Consider the following 17,693-nt stretch of genomic DNA (forward strand, 5'->3'; position numbering starts at 1 on the left):
TTGTGACGAAACAAATTTTGTCAACAAGAAATCCTAAAATTTGTAGGTACTTTTGTTTCGTCACAAGTTTTGTGGACACTTTTTGTAACATGCCGGTCAATTACCAACTTCCTGTTTTACCACTTCAGCGAGACTTTCACTCGCCCGAAGTATTGCTAGCGCTGAACGGAGCTTCTAGACAACTTGCCGAGCTTAAGGGTACCGCAAAAACGATCCCGAACGAGCGGATACTTACGAACACCCTCATCCTACGGGAAGCCCGTCAAAGTTCCGCTGTTGAAAACATCATAACGACCCAAGACGAGCTGTACCGGGCCGACATTCGCCTGGACGGAAACGTAAGTTCGGCTACCAAAGAAGTACTACGGTATGCCGATGCCCTGCGCTATGGGTATGACCGTACCGTGGAACAAGACATCATCACCCACGGCACGATTTTAGCAGTGCAGGAGCGACTTGAATTCAACAGTGCAGGCATCCGTAAAACCCCCGGCGTGACCCTGAAAAATCAGCAGACCGGTCAGGTCGTCTATGAACCTCCCCAACACCCGGCGGAAATCGAGCGCGGACTGGCTAATTTGATCGACTACCTAAACGCACCCCAAGACGACGAGTTAGACCCGCTTATCCGTATGGCTATCCTCCACCATCAGTTTGAGAGTATTCACCCGTTTTATGATGGTAACGGGCGTACCGGTCGGATTCTAAACATTCTCTACCTCGTAAAGGAACATCTGCTGGATCTTCCTATCCTGTACCTGAGCGGGTATATCATCCGTACCAAGGCGGACTACTACCGGCTACTTCAGGCTGTACGTGATGAGGCAGCCTGGGACGAGTGGGTAGTCTACATGCTCAATGGCATTGAAGAAACCGCCCGAGATAGCATCCATTTGATCACTGACATTCGCGCGCTGATGGCTGACTATAAGCGGCGAATACGCAATGATCACACCCGCATGTACAGTCAGGACCTGATCAACAATATCTTTCGCCAACCATACACCCGGATTGACCTTCTGGCGCAGGACCTACGGGTTCATGAGAATACTGCGCGGACGTATATGAACACCCTGGTCCATGATGGCTACCTCAGTAAGCACAAGATCGGTCGCACGGCCTACTTTGTCAATGACCCCCTGTTTGGGCTACTTTCGAGAGCCTAGCGATTTGCTTTCATGGGAAGGAAACTCATCCTCGTAGCCTAAAGCTGACAGCTCGCCGGCCACCTCAAACGATCGTATCAGAAGCGTATCGTTTCATATCAAATCGTATCATGGTAGAGCACGGGTGACGGAGGTAAGGGGATCAACCGTGGAGCGACTGGCTCAAACAGCCTACGCTACAACGAATTGTTTTAAACTCCGTTTTCTACCTTTACCAGATTACTCCACTAATCACTCGACCACTCCATGACCGTCCGCGTCCCCATCCGGAGCAACATCCTTACCTGGGCCATCGAGCGGGCGGGCTACGCCGTGGAACCCTTCCTGGCCGGGAGGCCGGATGCTGCGAAGTGGATGAGTGGAGATAAGGAGCCCACGCTACGGCAACTTGAGCAGTTCGCCAAACGCCTGCATGTACCCTTTGGCTACCTACTACTAGAGGAGCCCCCGGAGGAACCGCCCGTACTCCCCTTCTTCCGCACTACCGGAGTCGACGCCCGTATCCCGCCGGAAGTGCGCGACGCAATTAACATTGTCAAGCAGCGACAAGAGTGGCTTAGTGACTACCTCAAAAACCACGATCACGAACCCCTCCCCTTCGTAGCGCGGACACCGGAGAGTAGCAGTCCGATTGAATTAGCAGCTACCATGCGCGAGCTCCTAGGCTATGCTACGGGAGCACCCATTGCCACCGGAACTGCCGCCGCGACGCTACGTGAACTAGCCGAGCGACTAGAGCGTATCGGTGTGCAGGTAACCTTCAGCGGAGTAGTTGGCAACAATAACAAGCGACCCATACCGGTAGAAGCATGTCGCGGCTTCGTGCTCCTGGATGCGTATGCCCCCTTCATCTTCGTCAACAATCAGGATGCTAAGGCGGCGCAACTCTTCACGCTAGTACACGAGTTTGCGCATGTACTCGTCGGCCAGGAAGGCATATTCGATCTTGCTGACCTCTTACTGGCTAGTGCGCCTACCGAGCGGCTTTGCGATGCGGCGGCGGCGGAGTTTTTAGTACCGGCGAAACTACTACGCGATAAATTTTAGAAAGCCCCTGAGCAACTAGCTGGTATCGCTCGAAAATTTGGCGTAAGCCAAGTCGTTATCGGTCGCCGGCTACTCGACCTGGGTCTGTGGAGCCGCGATGAATTTTTCGCCTTCTACGCCCAGCAACGCAAGCGCTGGCAGAGGAAGAGGGATAGACTGGCCGATAGTAGTGGAGGAAATTATTACGCTACGAAGGCACTCAAGGTAGGCCGTAGCTTTCTACAGTATGTAAATACTGCCGCACGTAGGATGAGATGGTCTTCCCAGGTGGGACACAAAAACTTTGTAGATTCTCACGACCATGGAAGCAAAGAAATCCACCAAAACGGGCAAGCGCGCCTACCGCCGCTACGATGCCAACTTCAAGGCCGAAGCCCTCAAACAACTCGAGCGCGGCACATCAGTGACTGAACTGGCTGCGTCGCTGGGGGTAAAGCCCAGTCTGCTGCACAGTTGGAAGTCCCAGGCCAAACAACCGGCTGTGGTGCTGGAGCAAGCCGAGGAAGTCAAGCGACTCACCAAGCAGCTCAAGGCCCGCGAACAAGAAATCGACATTTTAAAAAAAGCCTTGCGCATTTTCAGCCAAGCCGACTAGACCGCATGCAGTTCATCCACCAACAGCGTCCGGACTACCCGTTGAGTTTGCTCTGTGCAGCGATGGACATACCCCGCTCGGCCTACTACCGCTGGGTGACCCTGCCGGCGACGGACTCGCCGAGCGATCGAGCGGAGCAACGCCAGCAGGAAATCAACCGACTTGTTCTTCAGCAGTTCCACTACCACAAACGACGCTACGGAACGCGGCGTATGGTCGCCGAGCTAGCCGATCTGGGCTACCGAGTCGGCAGGGATCGCGTACGGGCGATCTACCGGCAGTTCGGCCTGCACGCCCTACAGCCTAAGTCCTTCGTGCCCAAAACGACTCAGACGCATCCCAACCGTCGACGGCGGAGTCCCAACCTGCGCTTAGACCAGCCGCCACCCCTACAGCCCGACCGGGTCTGGGTAGGCGACATCACGTACCTGCCCATGGTGGACGGTAGCTTCTGTTATCTAGCCACACTACAGGATGGCTACTCCCGTACCATCGTTGGTTACGCCGTGGCCGATCATATGCGCGAGGAGCTCACCCTGCTGGCCCTAGAGCGGGCACTGTATAAGCGCCGGCCCGCCGCGGGGCTCATCGTACACACCGATGGGGGTGGTCAGTACAGCTCGATGGCCTTTCGCCGGCGACTCACGAGGGCCGGCCACCGATCCAGTATGACGCGGCGGGACAACCACTACGACAATGCGCAGGAGGCTGAGTCCCTCTTTAGCCGGTTTAAGGCCGAACTCTTACCCGAAGGGCGCCGCTTTGTGGACCTGGCTGAAGTCGAGGCCGAGTGCTTCGCCTACATCGAGGGCTACTACAACACGGTGCGCCGTCACTCTTCGATCAGCTACCTCAGTCCGCTCACCTTTGAACACAACCTTGCTGCAGTTGCCTGCTCCTAACCTAACTGGCCCGCGTGGCGGCTGGCATAAACGCGGTAGTATCCGTTTTCTTTGCTCCAGCCCCCTTTGTCTGCTACAGGGGCTAGACCAAAGAAAACTCCCGCTGGAAAAGTAAACCCCTACCTTAGCAAAACTCCTTTTCAAAACTGTCCCATTTAACCCGACCACCTCACTATGCCTTCGTAGTTTTTGCTATAGTAATGCCTATCATCCCCTGTTACTACGATATAAGGCGGATTCCCCACCACCACATCAAACCCCAAATACGCCCCATTCTCCCCCAGCACCGCGGGAAACTCGAACCGCCACTCGAAGGCATCCTGGTAGATGGCATTGTCGCGTACCCCCTCCAGCTCGGCTTCGAGGGTGGCGACGGTCTTTTCCAGCGGTTTCATCTCCTTGCGCACCTTCTTAGCATCCACAGAGCCGAACAGATCGCCGACTTCGAGCAGGGAGCGGAGTTTGTCGAGGCGGCCACGGGCGCGGGCCAGTTTCTTGACGCGGGCGTCGTTGGTGCTGATGTAGGTCTCGAAGTTGCTCTTGATGCGCTCGATGAGGTCCAGGAGCTCGGCCTTGCTGGCGCTACCCCGGGCGCGGTGGTAGTCGGTAACGGCACGGCGGTAGTCGGCCAGGGTGAGGTCCGAATCGCCAAGGGCGCCGGTGAGGTCGTCGTCTAGTGCGAAGCGGGAGATCAGCGAATTACCCTGCTTAATATTAATATCAATATTCGGCAAGGTCTCCAGCTCGGCACGGGTCATCGGATGTGTCGCCGCCCCGCGGCGCTCATCCGATGTCTCCGTGCCGGGCGATGTCTCCGTGCCGGGCATATCGACGCGGTAATAAGCACTCTTCAACAGCTCAATCCACAGCCGCAGCCGGCAGATCTTCACCGAATTCGGATTAAGGTCCACCCCGAAGAGACAACCCTCGATCAGCGTGCGCTTCTCGGCAAATAAAGTTTCCTGCACGATCTGTACCTCCGGGGGTACGTGCAGCCGGCCCCGCGCGTCGGTAGTGACGTGGTATTCGTAGGGATCTCCGTCGCGGCGGTAGCTGACGAGGAGTTCGTCGTTGACTACTACTGCGTCGATGCCAATGTCTTTTGCACCTGCGGACCCGCCCAGAATACCTAGGGCTGATTTGGTAGCGATGAGCTCGTTAAGGGCAGAGACGAGGAAGTGGCCCGAGCCCACCGCCGGGTCGCACACCGTGATAGAATTGACTAGGGCGTTAGCGGCCAGGCGGACGGCGGGCTTGTAGTTGTCGCGGCGGAGGTAATTCTGAAGGGCCGGGAAATCATCGGCGTCGAAGTCGGAAAAGTGGGCGGTGTCGTCCCGGAACTTCTGCACCACGGCGCGGCGGATCGTCTCCCGGCACATGTACTCGGTGATGAAGCCGGGGGTGTAGAAGCTGCCGTCGCGGTAGCCGTTGATCTTCTCGAAGATGAGCCCCAGGACGCTGGCGTTGATGAGCCGCTTGTTGTCCTCCTGAATACGGGCTTTGCCCTCGCCGCCGAAGTCGTAGGCATCGAGGAAGCGGAAGAGGTATTCGAGGGGCGGGAGGGTGGAGTGCTTAGCTCGGCCGGCAAGTACCGAGCGGTCGGCGAGGGGAAGCTCATGCTGGTCCTTTAGGCTGTTGACGCGGATGACCTCGTCCTCCAGCTCGCTGATCTCGAACAGGGAGCTGTTGAGATAGGGGACGCGGGCGAAGTCGCTCACAAAGGCCTCCCGCTCGCCCACCGGTCGGTTGAGGACGTCGAAGAACAGCGTATTGAGGGCGTCGTAGTCGGGGATGCGCGCGGGGGTGAGGAAACGGTAGTCGGCCCCGTCGCCGTGGTAGGCCACTAGCTGAGTTTCGAGGAGCTTGAGGAACAGGATGCGGTTCACCCAGGTGAGGCAGAGCTCGAGGGCCACGGCAAACTCCCGCTCCTCTTGGTCGGCCCCGTAGCTGCTGAAGCCGGCGACCTTGCGGAAGCGCTGCTCCTTGCGGGCGACCTGGAGGGTGTTTTCCAGGAGACTGGCCTCGTTGCGGCGGCCGGCGGGGAGGCGGGCGATGCGCTCGTAGACCAAGGGGTTATTCTTGCCGGTATCGGCGTCGAGGGCCAGCAACTCCTTGCGGAAGCGTTTCTTGTTCCAGAACAGCCGCTCGAACTCAGCGTCGGCGAAGAGGTACAGGGCGTCGCCGTCGGTGATGATGAGTTGCTTGATGCCTGTGTTGCCGCCGTGGCGTTCGCGGAGGAAGTAGAGGGCGAGCTCGTGCAGCGCCTTGACGTTAGGCCGGGCGGTGGAAAACATGTCATTGCTCTCGGTCGTTTTGGCCTCGATGATGACGCCTACGGGGTCCTTACGCCAGGGTCCGTCGTGGATGACGGTGTCCATGCGGCGCAGCTCGGTCTGCACCAGGTAGTCGGTATCGGGGTAGGCTACGCCGCGCAGGAAGGTCTGGAGGTGGTCGCGCAGGGTGGATTCGCTGACCTTGCCGGTGGTGCGGTCCAGCAGGAGCGGCAGTTCGCGCTTGAGCCGTTCGATGGCTTCGCGGGGGACCTTTTCTTTGCGGTAGGCGGGGTTCAGGGCTTTGGTGAGGGTGAGCGTGGAAACTTTCATGGGGGGTAACTAGGCCGCCCAATTTACACTACCGAAGCGGGGGCGGGGCCGCGGGTGCGGTGTGGGTCGCCGAAGATCTATCAATTGTTAATCCGACGATCAAGCGCATTCTTTCCGACATGGTCAATGGAGACTTATTAGCGCGCTAAGGAAAAGGCGCCGGAACAAATTATACGATCAGGTAGTATTACCGCCTGCTTTCCGCCAGGCAAGTTCTAGATCAAGCCCAAATCTCCCGGGCCCACCACGGTAATCCCTTCGTTGATCGGGTAGGTCGGACCATCTATGGGGCAGACGACAAACGTCGGGGGACTGCCTAGGTCTTCGCGTGCCGTGTAGAATCCCTTGGTCAACTTCGGTGTAGGACTGGTCTTTATCACTACAGCAGCAACCACCTGTCCCCCACGTACCAGCACCACGTCCATTTCCGCACCACCACGGGTTCGGTAGTAGTAGAGCTCCGTAGAGCGGCCCAGACTACGTACGTAGAGCTGTTCGAGGATGTAACTTTCGAAGGAACTACCGAAGACCGGGTGACGACTGAGGCTCAGGTAGTCGGGCAGATTGAGGACGGTATGTAAGATCCCGCTGTCTCTGATGTATACTTTTGGGCTTTTGATCAGGCGTTTGCCCACGTTAGCGTGGTAAGCAGGTAGGCGCCGCACGACGAAGGTTTGCTCGAGCAGTACGAGGTAGCGTTCGAGGGTTCGATGATCGATCTGCAGGGACTTGGCCAGGTGCTGGTAGTTCAGTAGTTGACCACTGTGGTGACCGAGCATTGTCAGTACCCGGCGCATTACTGCCGGGTCAGCACGCACTCCGAGGTTGAGTAGATCGCGCTCCAGGTAGGTACGCACCAAATTTTCGCGCCATAAGAAGGACAAGTTGTCAGAGGGGGCCAGGATGCTGTCGGGGTAGCCACCCCGTAACCAGTGTGTCACGTAATTGACCGTATCACCCAGTTCATCCAGACGCAGCCCGGCAAGCTCCTCGATGGCAATCCGACCAGCCAGGGTCTCGGAAGCGTCCCGGATGAGGTCAAAACTGGCCGAGCCCAGTAATATGAACCGTCCGGCCGTCCTGTGGCGGTCGATCACCGAGCGAAGCTCCGTAAAGAGGCCCGGTCGACGCTGTACCTCATCGAGGATGAGCAAGGTGTCCAGGTGCTGCTCGGCAAATGCCTCTAAATTGGTCAGCGCCGCGAGATCGGCGGGCCGCTCCATATCCAGGTAAAGCGACTTCCTTGCTAGTTGATTACGCAGCGCAGCTACCAATGAGGTTTTCCCTACCTGTCGCGGCCCCACGATTACAGTAGCCGGAAAAAAGGTACTTAACTCCAATAAGCGGGTTTCTAAGATCCGTGCAACGTAATAATTATCCATGCTAAATTTACATGCTAATGTTAATTTAGCAAGGTAGCACAAATTAGCGGTAAGTTCACTATTACTGGTTCCCCCCCACAGTTCCCCTTCTCCCCACCAACACCGCACCAGCGACCCCGCCCACCATAAACCCCACAGCAATCAACTGCGCCTGCGTCAGACTCATCCCCAGCACCTCATACTGATCGTTCACCCGCACGTACTCAATGAAGAAGCGCTCCACGCCGTTGAGGAATAGGTAGATACTGAAGAGCAGACCCGGGTACACCGTTAGCCGCTTGCGTAGGCCCCATAGGATACCCCCGATGGCAAAGGCCATCATAGTCTCATAAAAGGGCGTCGGATAGTGCAGCTCCGCCAGCCGGCTACAGTACTCAACCGTGCAGCCGGGGATGGGTACGCCCTGGTTAAGTACGTTGTGGGGATAGTCGAAGCCGTACATCCAGTCGGGCAGGAACCAGCCCTTCGGGATGCCGTTCGGGATGGCCACACCCCAGTCGCCATCGCCACTGAGCTGACAGCCGATACGCCCCACCCCGTAGGCCACGATGAGGGCCGGGGCCACCGCGTCCATGACCGGCAGCAGGGGGATCTTGTGCTTGCGTAGGTAGAGGTAGACGGCCACCCCGCCGCCGATGAGGCCGCCGTAGATGGCCAGTCCGCCGCCGCTGAGGAGCTCCTGGAGGGGATTGGCCACGAAGCGGTCCCAGTATTCGATGACGGCGAAGAGCTTGGCGCCCAGCAGTCCACCGATGGCCGCCCGCATGGTGATGGGCCCCACGCGCTGACTGGGGTATACGTCGACCGGCACCGGATCGGGCACCGCGCCCTGCTTACGGCCAATGTTATAGTAGTAGCCCACGAGGAGGGCGGCTCCCAGTAGACCAGTCAGGAAGTAGCCCTCCGTGGACAGCAATACCCCGCTCGGATCGCGCTGCCAGGCAGCGAAGTTGGCCACGGCGTAGGGCAGTTTGTAGCCTAGCAGGAAGCCGAGGATGCCGTTGGTGACGTAGTCGGCCGTAGTGACCGTATAGCCGGGTACCTGGAGGGTCTTGGTGGGGGGCAGCTGTCCGATCCGCTCGCGGCGCTGCAGCTCCCACTTCAGTAGCCGGGCCGCCGTGAGAAAGGCCAGCAGCAGGAACAGGCCGAAGGTCTTGACGATGCTAAAGGCATTGTCGCGGGCAGTCCCGAGCAGGGCGTGCAGGAGGTAGGACAGGTCCGGGTACATGCCCGCAAAACTACGGCCTACCTACTTGGTGGCGGCGCGCAGCTCGTCGACCAGGCCCTGTACGGCGCGGCGGTAGTTGGCAGGGCCGTCGGCCAGGGCGGCGAGGGATTGCTCGGCGGCCTTCAGAGCCTGCTCCGGGCGCTTACGCTCCTGCAGGTAGCGGGCCAGCTGGTAATAGTCGCGCCAGCCGTCCTCGGCCCGGGCGGCGGCGGCGGAGAGAGCTTCGGCGGCCAGGTCGGTGGCCTCTTTGTAGTCCTTGAAGGACGACTCGGTAATGGCGGCAAAGGCTCCACGCAGGCGTCCGACGTCACCGGCAGCTCCCTTTTTCAGATAGCTCTTCGCGGCCTTCACGAAGCCTTTATAGTCGTTCCCCCGCAGCGCCACGGTAAACTCCCCCTCCGATTCCAGCCGATTGGCCTCGTCCTTATCGAGCAGGGATTGTTTGTCCACCGCGGTAGCCAGCAGGTCCGCGCTCCGGTACTCCAGGCCCTTATCGAAGGTCGCGCGTACGGCCCGCTGTAGCTGTGCCGCTACGGTTTCGTGTCCTTCTAATTCTGCCACGGCCTCCCGGTGTTCCAGCAGCAGGTCAAACAGTCGGCTGTCCGCCTCCGTCGTAGCCAGGAAGAGCAGGCGGAGGGTCGCAGGTGCAGTGAAGTCGGTGCCGGGCCGACGCAGATAATCGTTAGCGACGCGCAGGTGAGACTCCCCGGCGCGGATCAATGCCCGCACGTACTTAAAGGTCACCTCCTCAGTGGGTTCGGTTTCGTAGTCCGCCCGTAGCTCGTCCAGGTCCTTTTCGGAGCGGGATAGGGCGGCGGCGGCGTCCCGGATCAGCTGCTGCGACTGCCGGGCCCCGATCAGGCGGTGCACCACCTCATTCTCCGCATTGATGAAGAGCAGGGTCGGGTAGGCGGAGGCGGTGTGCCACTGGCGGAAGTCCGCCGACTCGGCCTTCTCCATATCGTACTTCACGCTGATGAAGTTGGCGTTGAAGTACTCCCCCACCTCCGCATCCGGAAACACGCGGGCCGACATCATCTTGCAGGGGCCGCACCACTCGGCGTAGGCGTCTACGAAGATGAGCTTGTCTTCGGCTTCGGCTCGTTCGAGGGCCTCGGACCAGCTGCCCCGGAAGAAGTCGATGCCCTCCTGGGCGGTCAGAGGGGTAGTGCAAAGCAGGAGAAGTAGCAGACGTAACATAAGTAATATTGATCAATAATCTTCGAGTTAGCCGTTGGACGCTTCAGAAGCGTGACTCAGGCGTTGGACGCTTCAGAAGCGTCCAACGCCTCCTCTTGCTTCGGCACCGGATCAGGCCCAAATCCCCCCCAGGGATGACACCGTCCGATCCGCTTCAGCGCCAGCCAACTGCCCTTCAGCGGTCCCCACTCCTCAATGGCCTCCACCGCATAGTGGGAGCAGGTAGGGTCGTAGCGACACCGCGGCGCCAGCACCGGCGAGATCGCCACCTGGTAAAAGCGAATGGGCAGGATGAACAGCTTACGGAGCATACCTCACTAACGGCTGACCAAAACCCATAGTTGTGGCAAGGCCTAGTACTCGCTCCACCGCCGCATCTCGATCTTTAGGGTGTCCGCCCCTTCTACCTGGGTAGCAATTTCGGTAAAGGAGGGCGAGCGCCACTTCGAGGGCGGCAGCTTAGAAAAACCGTAGGGCTCGGTGGGCACGCCGAAAAAGTTGCGGTCCAGTTCTCCGTTGCTGTTCAGGTCCTGGAAGGCGGCAATGACGTAGCGGCCCTGGGTGGGCACCTGGAGGTCGAGCTCGGTGCGGTCACTAGCCTCATCGAGCGTCACGATAGCGTTGGCGATGAAGTTCTTGTTCTCGAACCCATCCTGGCTATCGTAGGCAGCTACGTACACCTTACCCCCGGTAGTAGAGCTGACCACCTCTACGCTAATGCGTTGGGGGGCGGCGGTGAATCCGACGAAGGCAAGCAAACTGATCAGGTAGTACACGAAGCGAGTATTTTCGGAAGTAAGGTGTGCTCAATAAACAGCAACGCCCCGTGAAGGTGTGTTCACGGGGCGTTAAAGAGTTCTCAAATTTGGCAGTTACTCCGCCGGTACGCAGTACTTATCGAAGGCCATCTTCAGGTTCTGGGCGATGATCTCGGCCGGGCGCCCCTCGATGTGGTGGCGCTCCAGGAAGTGCACCAGCTTACCGTCGTGGAAGAGCGCGATGCTCGGGCTACTTGGAGGGTAGGGCAATAGATACTCACGGGCCTGGGCCGTAGCGGCTTTGTCTACCCCGGCGAATACGGTGTAGAGCCGATCGGGGCGATTCTCGTTGCGCACGGCCATCTTAGCACCCGGGCGGGCCATGGCGGCGGCACAACCACAGACGGAGTTGACGACCAGCAGCACGGTACCCTCGGACTGGCCCAGGGCGGCGTCTACTTCTTCGGGAGTAGTGAGGGCCTCGAAGCCAAAACCGGTCAGGTCCTTGGCCATCGGGATGGTAAATTCAGCGGGGTACATATGGGATAGTTTTCAGTCAAACGGTTTGCCCGCGTTTTTGGTTGGCTCCTCGTCCGCTGGGGCTAGTACTCAAACTCCAGCTTCTCGGCCGGGTACCCAAACAAACAGTCCTGCTTCACCAGTTTAGCTACCCGCTCGGGTACCATCTTCTCCCAGCCATCTTCCCCGGCCCGGATTAGCGCCAGCACCTCCTTGGAGTAGATGTGCAGATGTTCGGCTCGGTACTCCTCGATGTCGACGATCTGCCCGCTATCCAGTAGGTGGCGGTACAGGAACTTGACGCCCTCGGGGATGGGCACGTTCTCGGCCGTCATCAGGTCAGCACTCCCCTCCTGCTGGGCGGGGTAGACGTACAATTTGACGTTGCGCGTAAAGATCTCCCCGAAGGCCGCCAGCAGCCGCCCGTCCTGGTTGGCGTAGTACTTATCGCTGATGAGTTGCAGCAGGTCATTGACTCCCACGACGATCCCCAGTGGCGAAACTTTATACAGCGACAGGTACTCGATCAGGTCCCCGTAGCGGTGGTAATTACTGATGATTACGGTCTGCCCCAGTGCATTGAGCAGGGTGGCCCGGTGCAGGTAATCCCGCTCGTTGAGCTCGGAGTTGCCCTGTAGGTTATCCAGCGTCAGTTCCGTGAGGAGGAAACTTTTGGCGGGGTCGATGTGCTCCTCGGAGCGAAACTTTCTGTAGCCCGCCTCCAGCATATCGGCGTTGACCAGCGTCGTTGGCCGGTAGCTACCCCGCACCACCATTACGGCCTTACGGTACAGGAACTCACTCGGGTGAATGCTCCGGCCCCGGGGGTCGAACATCGTGATATCGGTGAGCGAATGCTTCACCAGCCAGAGACTGAGCAGACGGTTATCTACCGCAAAGTCCGGTCCGCTCATCACCATCATATCGATAGCAATGCGGCCTTTGAGCCCATCAAGCAGGCTCTCCACCAGATCTTCCGGGTTGTCGTGCAGGTGGTAGGCCCCGTAGATCATATTCACGCCCAGTATTCCAATGGCCTGCTGCTGCAACTGGTTATCATTATCCAGCATCCGGGCATGCAGCAGCATATCGTTCGCCCCCCCATTCGGTGTCAACTGAAAGCGCAGCCCCAGCCACCCGTTCCCCCGAATGGTACGGGAATAGTTGATCGCCGCCACCGTATCGGCGAACACAAAGAAGTTCGTATCCGGCCGGTCGTGCCGCAGCCGGTCCATCATCAGGTCATATTCGTGGTCGACCATCTTATGGATGCGGCTTTCACACACGTACCGCCCGCTCGGCTCGGTGCCGTAGATCTGGTCGGAGTACACCTTATCGTAGGCGCTCATCGTCTTAGCGATCGTACCGGCCGCTGCCCCCACCTGGAAGAAGTGGCGGGCTACCTCCTGCCCGGCTCCGATCTCAGCGAAGGTGCCGTAGATGCGGGGGTTCAGGTTGATTTCTAGGGCTTTTTGTTCGGTTTCTAGTAGCTGACGCGCCATGGGGGAGTAGATTTACAAATTACCATTTACAAGGTACAATGTACCATTTGTGTGTCAGCTCGCTTCGCTCGTGGTGCCGCCCAGACGAGTGAAGCGAGCTACCCCGCACACATTGTCAATGGTACATAGTAAGCTGTAAATGGTAAATTCAAAAAGAGGCTAGCACAGACTGCGCAGCCCAAACCCGATTCCCAGCCTGCTCCAACACCAGCGACCGCCCCCCATCCAGCACCCCGTCACTCACCACCACATTACGCCGCACGGGCAGGCAGTGCATGAAGTAGGCGTTGTTGGTCAGGGCCATTTTCTCCTCGTCCACGATCCAGTCGGGGAGGTCGGCGGTGGCGCCGTAGTCGTCGTAGCTAGACCAGTTTTTGGCGTACACGAAGTCGGCGTCGCGCAGGGCCTCCCGCTGGTTGTGTTGCACCTGCGCGCCTGCCCGGAACTCCTCTGCCAGGTCGAAGCCCTCGGGGTTGGCGATGACGAGGTTCACCTCCCCCCAGGCGAGCATCCATTCGGCGAAGCTGTTGGCGACGGCCTGGGGTAGCCGGCGGGGGTGGGGGGCCCAGGTCAGTACGACTTTAGGGCGGGTATCCCGATAGCTATCGGGAGTGCGGGAATGTTGTGCGATGGTCATACAGTCCGCGAGACTCTGCAGCGGGTGGCGGATGGCTGACTCCAGGCTCACGACCGGCACGGTGGCGTACGTCCGAAAGGCATTGATGATGCGGTCCTCGTAGTCGGCCTCCCGGTCGGTCAGGCTGGGAAAGGCGCGTACGGCTAGCACGTCGCAGTACTGGCTCAGCACCCCGGCGGCCTCCTTTACGTGCTCGGCCTTATCGAGGTTCATCACGACCCCGTCCTCGAACTCGAGCTGCCAGCCGCCGGCCATGTCCATCGTGATGACCTGGAAGCCGAGCTGGTGGCCGGCCTTCTCGGTGCTGAGGCGGGTGCGGAGGCTGGGATTGAAGAAGAGATTGATGAGGGTCTTTTGGTGGCCGGGTTGGGCGGTGAAGGGCTGCTGGCGGAAGTGCTGGGCGCGGGCGATTAGGGCGGGGATGTCGGGGGCGTCTTTGGCGGAGAGGAAGCTTTTCATGCTATTTTTTCTTTCTGGGGGCTGGGGCGGTATCCCAGAACTGCGTTCTGGGGCGGGGCGGGGGGAACCCCTACGGGGTTGTTGGGGCGGTTGTGAAGGTAGGATATTGATCGGCAGCAGGGGTGTGATCCCTGAGCGTTCAGTAGGTCTTTGGTAGCAGGCGTGCCTTGCAGCACTACGGTCTATCTCTTAATAAAAGCAGCCGGGGTACGTGCCGTGTTTCGACCACGTTGAGCCTTTAGGCGACCGTTGGTACTAACTCTCACCTCACTGATGAAACGAACTATTACAACCCTCTTCCTAGCTATCGGCCTGTTTACGTGCTTATCGGCCCAGCCGGGCGATTACCGCCCGGGCTTCTACCTATCCGCATCCGGTGATACGGTCAGCGGCTATTTTAACCGGGAGGCGAATTTGGCGATGAGTCGTGGTGTACGGTTCAGGTCGTCCGGTAGTTCCCCAATTGTTGTCCTTTCCCCCGCAGAGGTGAGCGAGGTAGTATTAATTGATCCGGTCACTCGCTTCATCAGTTTATCTCATTCCTATGGTGGTGCGGAGGGAGAGCCCATTACTGAATTCCGCTTCGCCGAGCAACTGGTAGCTGGAACTCGACTTGATCTGTACCGTCTGGATGTAGATCGTAGCGAAATTAATCGGGCCTACCTGAACCTACCTCACGTGGTCTACTATGCGGGTAACGGGGCGGAGTTGCAAAAGCTCGAAGTTATCGAGTCCCTCTCGTCCCAGGGCCACCTTCGTTTTCAGCTGCTGGAACGGTATAAGGGGGTGCTAGCCTATATGATGGCAGACTGGCCCCAGGCCTCCTCCCGTATCGAGTCTACCCGCTTCGAGGAGAAGGAGCTTGCCAGGCTAGTGACTAGCTACAACCAAGCCATAGGTGCGGAGGTACCGTACAGCATCATCTCCAGCAAGGAAAAACGACTCGCCCTCCGCCATGCAGTAGCGGTATATACCCCCACACTGTTTTACCAGGAGACGACCTTGCCCTTCCGTGGCGTTGGCCTGGACTACGTACTGAAGCTGCGGCAGGTGACGGACAACAGTCGCTGGGAGGTAGCCTTCGGCGCGGGTTATCTGCGCAGCCAGTACGATCGGGAGGTGAGCGCGGGCATACAAACCATCACCGCCAGTGAGTACCGCCTGCTGACTGAGTTGAATTACTTCCCCTTCGGCCACCGGACCTTTAGTCCTTATCTGATTGGGGGGGCCACCTCCTATCATAGAACGGCGGAGGCGAACGATAAGCGGGCTAGTTCTACCAGGGGGCAATCGATGAACCTGAATGTAGGCTTTGGTATCCGCTACGGGCGCCTCGAAGTCTTCGGTCGTCGCGAGAACCGCATCTTCTCGGTGTCTTCTTTTCGGCGCATCTTTAGCGGCCTCGACCGGCAGTACTTGACCACTGGCATAAGCTATGCCTTCAGGCAGTAGGGGCCGTCGTCCGAGCTGTCTTGAGTGCTTCCAGCAACACGTCACATTCCTGCCGTCCCACATTTAAGGGCGGTAGCAAGCGCAGGGTCTTGGGGTCCATAGCTGAGCCGGTGAAGACGTGGTGATCGAAGAGAAGGTGTTTGCGTAGAGGGGCAATCGACGTATCCATCTCCAAGCCGATCATGAGGCCGTGGCCGCGCACCTCACCAAATAGTCCGGTCTCCCGCAGTGCCTGTATCAAATAGTCTCCCTGCGTTTTAGCGTTGGCGACCAGCTCTTCCCGCTCAATCACATCCAGTACCGCAATCCCCGCCGCACACGCCAGGTGACTACCCCCGAATGTAGTACCGAGCATACCGGACTCCGGCTCGATCTCAGGGGCAATGAGTACGCCGCCAATGGGAAAGCCGTTGCCCATACCCTTCGCCATGGTGATCAGGTCGGGCCGCACCCGGCTATGCTGGAAGGCGAAGAACTTGCCGCTACGGCCGTAGCCCGACTGCACCTCATCGAGAATGAGCAGGGCACCGTGCTGGTGACAGAGCTCGGGTAGGGCTTCGAGGTAGTCCGCATCGGGTACGTGAATACCACCTACTCCCTGGATACCCTCGATGATGACGGCGGCTACGTCGTCTTTCTCCAGCTCCCTACGTACGGCATCCAGATCATTGATATCTAGGAAGGTGACCGGATAGTTGCGGTTGATGGGCGCCTTAATGGCCTCGTTGTCGGTGGCATTAACGGCCGCCGAGGTACGGCCGTGGAAGGCACCGCGGAAGGCGATGATACGGCTGCGCCCGGTGTGAAAGCTTGCTAGTTTGAGGGCATTCTCATTAGCCTCCGCGCCGCTACTGACCAGGAAAAGCTGAAAATCATCGAGCCCCGACTGGCGCCCCAGTTTTTCGGCAAGCTCCAGTTGTAGCTTGTTCTCGACGCTATTACTGTAGAAGCCCAGCTTACCGACCTGCTCCGAGATCATGCTCACGTAGTGCGGATGGGCGTGGCCGATGCTGATCACGGCGTGGCCGCCGTAGAAGTCGAGGTACCGCTCCCCGTTTTCGGTGTACACATAGGCCCCCTGGCCGCGGACGGGCTCGATGGGGTAGAGGGAGTAGACGTCGAAGAGTTGCATGGGAAGGGGTTTAACTCGTCCGCCGAGCTATACGCAGTTGAGCTCGTCGGCCGAGTGGGTTAAATGGATCGGTAGCATAAACGATACGGTCGGCGGACGAGGCAAGCTGCGCAAGCCTCGGCAGACGACCGTGCCGACTGTCAGAACATACTCCCCTTCAATCTCAGCCCCATCCCCTCCCGCAACCCCAGCGCCAAATTCATATTCTGCACCGCCTGCCCACTAGCCCCCTTAAGAAGGTTGTCGATAGCGGTGGTGACCAGGAGCTTTCGGCCATGCTTTTCGACGTGCACCAGGCCCTTGTTCGTATTTACGACCTGCTTAAGGTGCAGGGGCTGGTCGGTCACGTGGGTGAAGGCCGCCCCGGCGTAGAAGTCACGGAAAATGTCTTGTGCCTCCGTCTCACTCAGGTCGCAATCGAGGTAGGTAGTGCAGAAGATACCCCGGGCAAAGGCACCACGTACCGGCAGGAAGTTGATACCCTCCGTAGCCACCCGTCCGACCTGCGCGGCGCTGCGCCCGATCTCGGCCAGGTGCTGATGGGCAAAGGGCTTGTAGACGCTCACGTTGCCGTTGCGCCAGCTGAAATGGGTGGTGGGTGAGGGACTCTGTCCGGCCCCGGTGCTACCGGTGAGGGCATTGACGTGGAGCTCGCCCTCGGCAAGGCCTGCCTGGGCCAGGGGAAGGATGGCGAGCTGGATGGCCGTAGCGAAGCAGCCGGGGTTGGCGATACGCTTGGCCCCTTTTATACGCTCACGGTTGATTTCTGGCAGGCCGTAGACCCAGGCCTCATCCATCCGGTAGTCGGTACTCAGGTCCACGACCAGGGTGCCCTTCGGGGGGCGGTGAGCATCGACCCAGCCGCGGGAGACGCCGTGGCCCATGCAGAGGAATACGGCATCCAGCTCCCCAAGCTTTGCACCGGCGGCCCCGGCAAACTTTAGCTCCGTCTCCCCTACTAGATCGTCGTGAATCTCCGCAACGTGCTTGCCCGCCTGGCTGCCGCTTTCGACCACGACCACCTCCACCTCCGGATGGTGCACCAGTAGCCGCAGCAGCTCGCCTGCCGTGTACCCGCCGCCCCCGATGATGCCTATTTTTTTCATAGTTC

At 59.0% G+C, this 17,693-nt stretch carries 16 protein-coding genes; 5 read left to right on the top strand and 11 right to left on the bottom strand.

Features of this window, described 5'->3' with window-relative positions:
• Positions 1 to 89 precede the first annotated feature (89 nt).
• The 4 genes from ACOOHD_RS12935 (at position 90) to ACOOHD_RS12950 (ending at position 3,710) form a co-directional block, all read left to right on the top strand.
• On the top strand, positions 90 to 1,166 hold the full coding sequence (locus ACOOHD_RS12935; protein WP_420458301.1) for a Fic family protein: 1,077 nt from the start codon (positions 90 to 92) through the stop codon (positions 1,164 to 1,166).
• A 246-nt stretch (positions 1,167 to 1,412) separates the two neighbouring features.
• Positions 1,413 to 2,213 (top strand): ImmA/IrrE family metallo-endopeptidase, encoded by an 801-nt coding sequence (locus ACOOHD_RS12940; protein WP_420458302.1) that lies wholly within the window; start codon positions 1,413 to 1,415, stop codon positions 2,211 to 2,213.
• A gap of 301 nt (positions 2,214 to 2,514) precedes the next feature.
• A complete protein-coding gene (locus tag ACOOHD_RS12945; RefSeq protein ID WP_420458303.1) occupies positions 2,515 to 2,808 on the top strand; it encodes a transposase in 294 nt (97 codons plus the stop codon).
• Between the two features lie 5 nt (positions 2,809 to 2,813).
• Complete coding sequence (locus tag ACOOHD_RS12950; protein ID WP_420458304.1) at positions 2,814 to 3,710, top strand: IS3 family transposase; 897 nt, start codon at positions 2,814 to 2,816, stop codon at positions 3,708 to 3,710.
• A 155-nt stretch (positions 3,711 to 3,865) separates the two neighbouring features.
• Here the strand turns inward: ACOOHD_RS12950 and ACOOHD_RS12955 are convergent, their stop codons facing one another.
• From ACOOHD_RS12955 to ACOOHD_RS12995, 9 genes are all read right to left on the bottom strand, one after another.
• Positions 3,866 to 6,313: a DUF7149 domain-containing protein gene (locus ACOOHD_RS12955; RefSeq protein ID WP_420458305.1), complete on the bottom strand. Its 2,448-nt coding sequence runs from the start codon at positions 6,311 to 6,313 to the stop codon at positions 3,866 to 3,868.
• A 215-nt stretch (positions 6,314 to 6,528) separates the two neighbouring features.
• Positions 6,529 to 7,695, bottom strand: a complete 1,167-nt coding sequence (locus ACOOHD_RS12960) for an ATP-binding protein (protein WP_420458306.1) — start codon at positions 7,693 to 7,695, stop codon at positions 6,529 to 6,531.
• Between the two features lie 61 nt (positions 7,696 to 7,756).
• The gene (locus tag ACOOHD_RS12965; RefSeq protein WP_420458307.1) at positions 7,757 to 8,923 is read right to left on the bottom strand and encodes a prolipoprotein diacylglyceryl transferase; all 1,167 of its coding nucleotides are present in this window, start codon (positions 8,921 to 8,923) and stop codon (positions 7,757 to 7,759) included.
• A gap of 21 nt (positions 8,924 to 8,944) precedes the next feature.
• Positions 8,945 to 10,123 carry a thioredoxin family protein gene (locus ACOOHD_RS12970; RefSeq protein WP_420458308.1) on the bottom strand — a complete coding sequence of 393 codons (1,179 nt, stop codon included), beginning with the start codon at positions 10,121 to 10,123 and terminating at the stop codon, positions 8,945 to 8,947.
• 56 nt (positions 10,124 to 10,179) lie between these two features.
• Positions 10,180 to 10,434 carry a membrane protein insertion efficiency factor YidD gene (gene yidD, locus ACOOHD_RS12975; protein WP_420458309.1) on the bottom strand — a complete coding sequence of 85 codons (255 nt, stop codon included), beginning with the start codon at positions 10,432 to 10,434 and terminating at the stop codon, positions 10,180 to 10,182.
• 42 nt (positions 10,435 to 10,476) lie between these two features.
• Entirely contained in the window at positions 10,477 to 10,899 is a 423-nt protein-coding gene (locus tag ACOOHD_RS12980; protein WP_420458310.1) for a DUF2141 domain-containing protein, read from the bottom strand.
• Between the two features lie 96 nt (positions 10,900 to 10,995).
• Entirely contained in the window at positions 10,996 to 11,421 is a 426-nt protein-coding gene (locus tag ACOOHD_RS12985) for a BrxA/BrxB family bacilliredoxin (RefSeq protein ID WP_420458311.1), read from the bottom strand.
• 62 nt (positions 11,422 to 11,483) lie between these two features.
• A complete protein-coding gene (locus ACOOHD_RS12990; RefSeq protein WP_420458312.1) occupies positions 11,484 to 12,902 on the bottom strand; it encodes a TonB-dependent receptor in 1,419 nt (472 codons plus the stop codon).
• 148 nt (positions 12,903 to 13,050) lie between these two features.
• Positions 13,051 to 13,998: an N-acetylornithine carbamoyltransferase gene (locus tag ACOOHD_RS12995; RefSeq protein ID WP_420458313.1), complete on the bottom strand. Its 948-nt coding sequence runs from the start codon at positions 13,996 to 13,998 to the stop codon at positions 13,051 to 13,053.
• Between the two features lie 486 nt (positions 13,999 to 14,484).
• Between ACOOHD_RS12995 and ACOOHD_RS13000 the strand changes: the two genes are divergently transcribed.
• Positions 14,485 to 15,450 carry a hypothetical protein gene (locus tag ACOOHD_RS13000; protein WP_420458314.1) on the top strand — a complete coding sequence of 322 codons (966 nt, stop codon included), beginning with the start codon at positions 14,485 to 14,487 and terminating at the stop codon, positions 15,448 to 15,450.
• On the opposite strand, the gene ACOOHD_RS13005 is transcribed toward ACOOHD_RS13000, so the two are convergent.
• Both ACOOHD_RS13005 and argC read right to left on the bottom strand, forming a co-directional pair.
• Positions 15,440 to 16,582 (bottom strand): aspartate aminotransferase family protein, encoded by a 1,143-nt coding sequence (locus ACOOHD_RS13005; RefSeq protein WP_420458315.1) that lies wholly within the window; start codon positions 16,580 to 16,582, stop codon positions 15,440 to 15,442. The genes ACOOHD_RS13000 and ACOOHD_RS13005 overlap by 11 nt on opposite strands.
• Before the next feature lie 140 nt (positions 16,583 to 16,722).
• Positions 16,723 to 17,688 carry an N-acetyl-gamma-glutamyl-phosphate reductase gene (gene argC / locus ACOOHD_RS13010; protein WP_420458316.1) on the bottom strand — a complete coding sequence of 322 codons (966 nt, stop codon included), beginning with the start codon at positions 17,686 to 17,688 and terminating at the stop codon, positions 16,723 to 16,725.
• Positions 17,689 to 17,693: the final 5 nt, after the last annotated feature.

It is taken from the genome of Neolewinella sp., assembly GCF_965214665.1.
Classification (GTDB): Bacteria; Bacteroidota; Bacteroidia; order Chitinophagales; family Saprospiraceae; genus Neolewinella.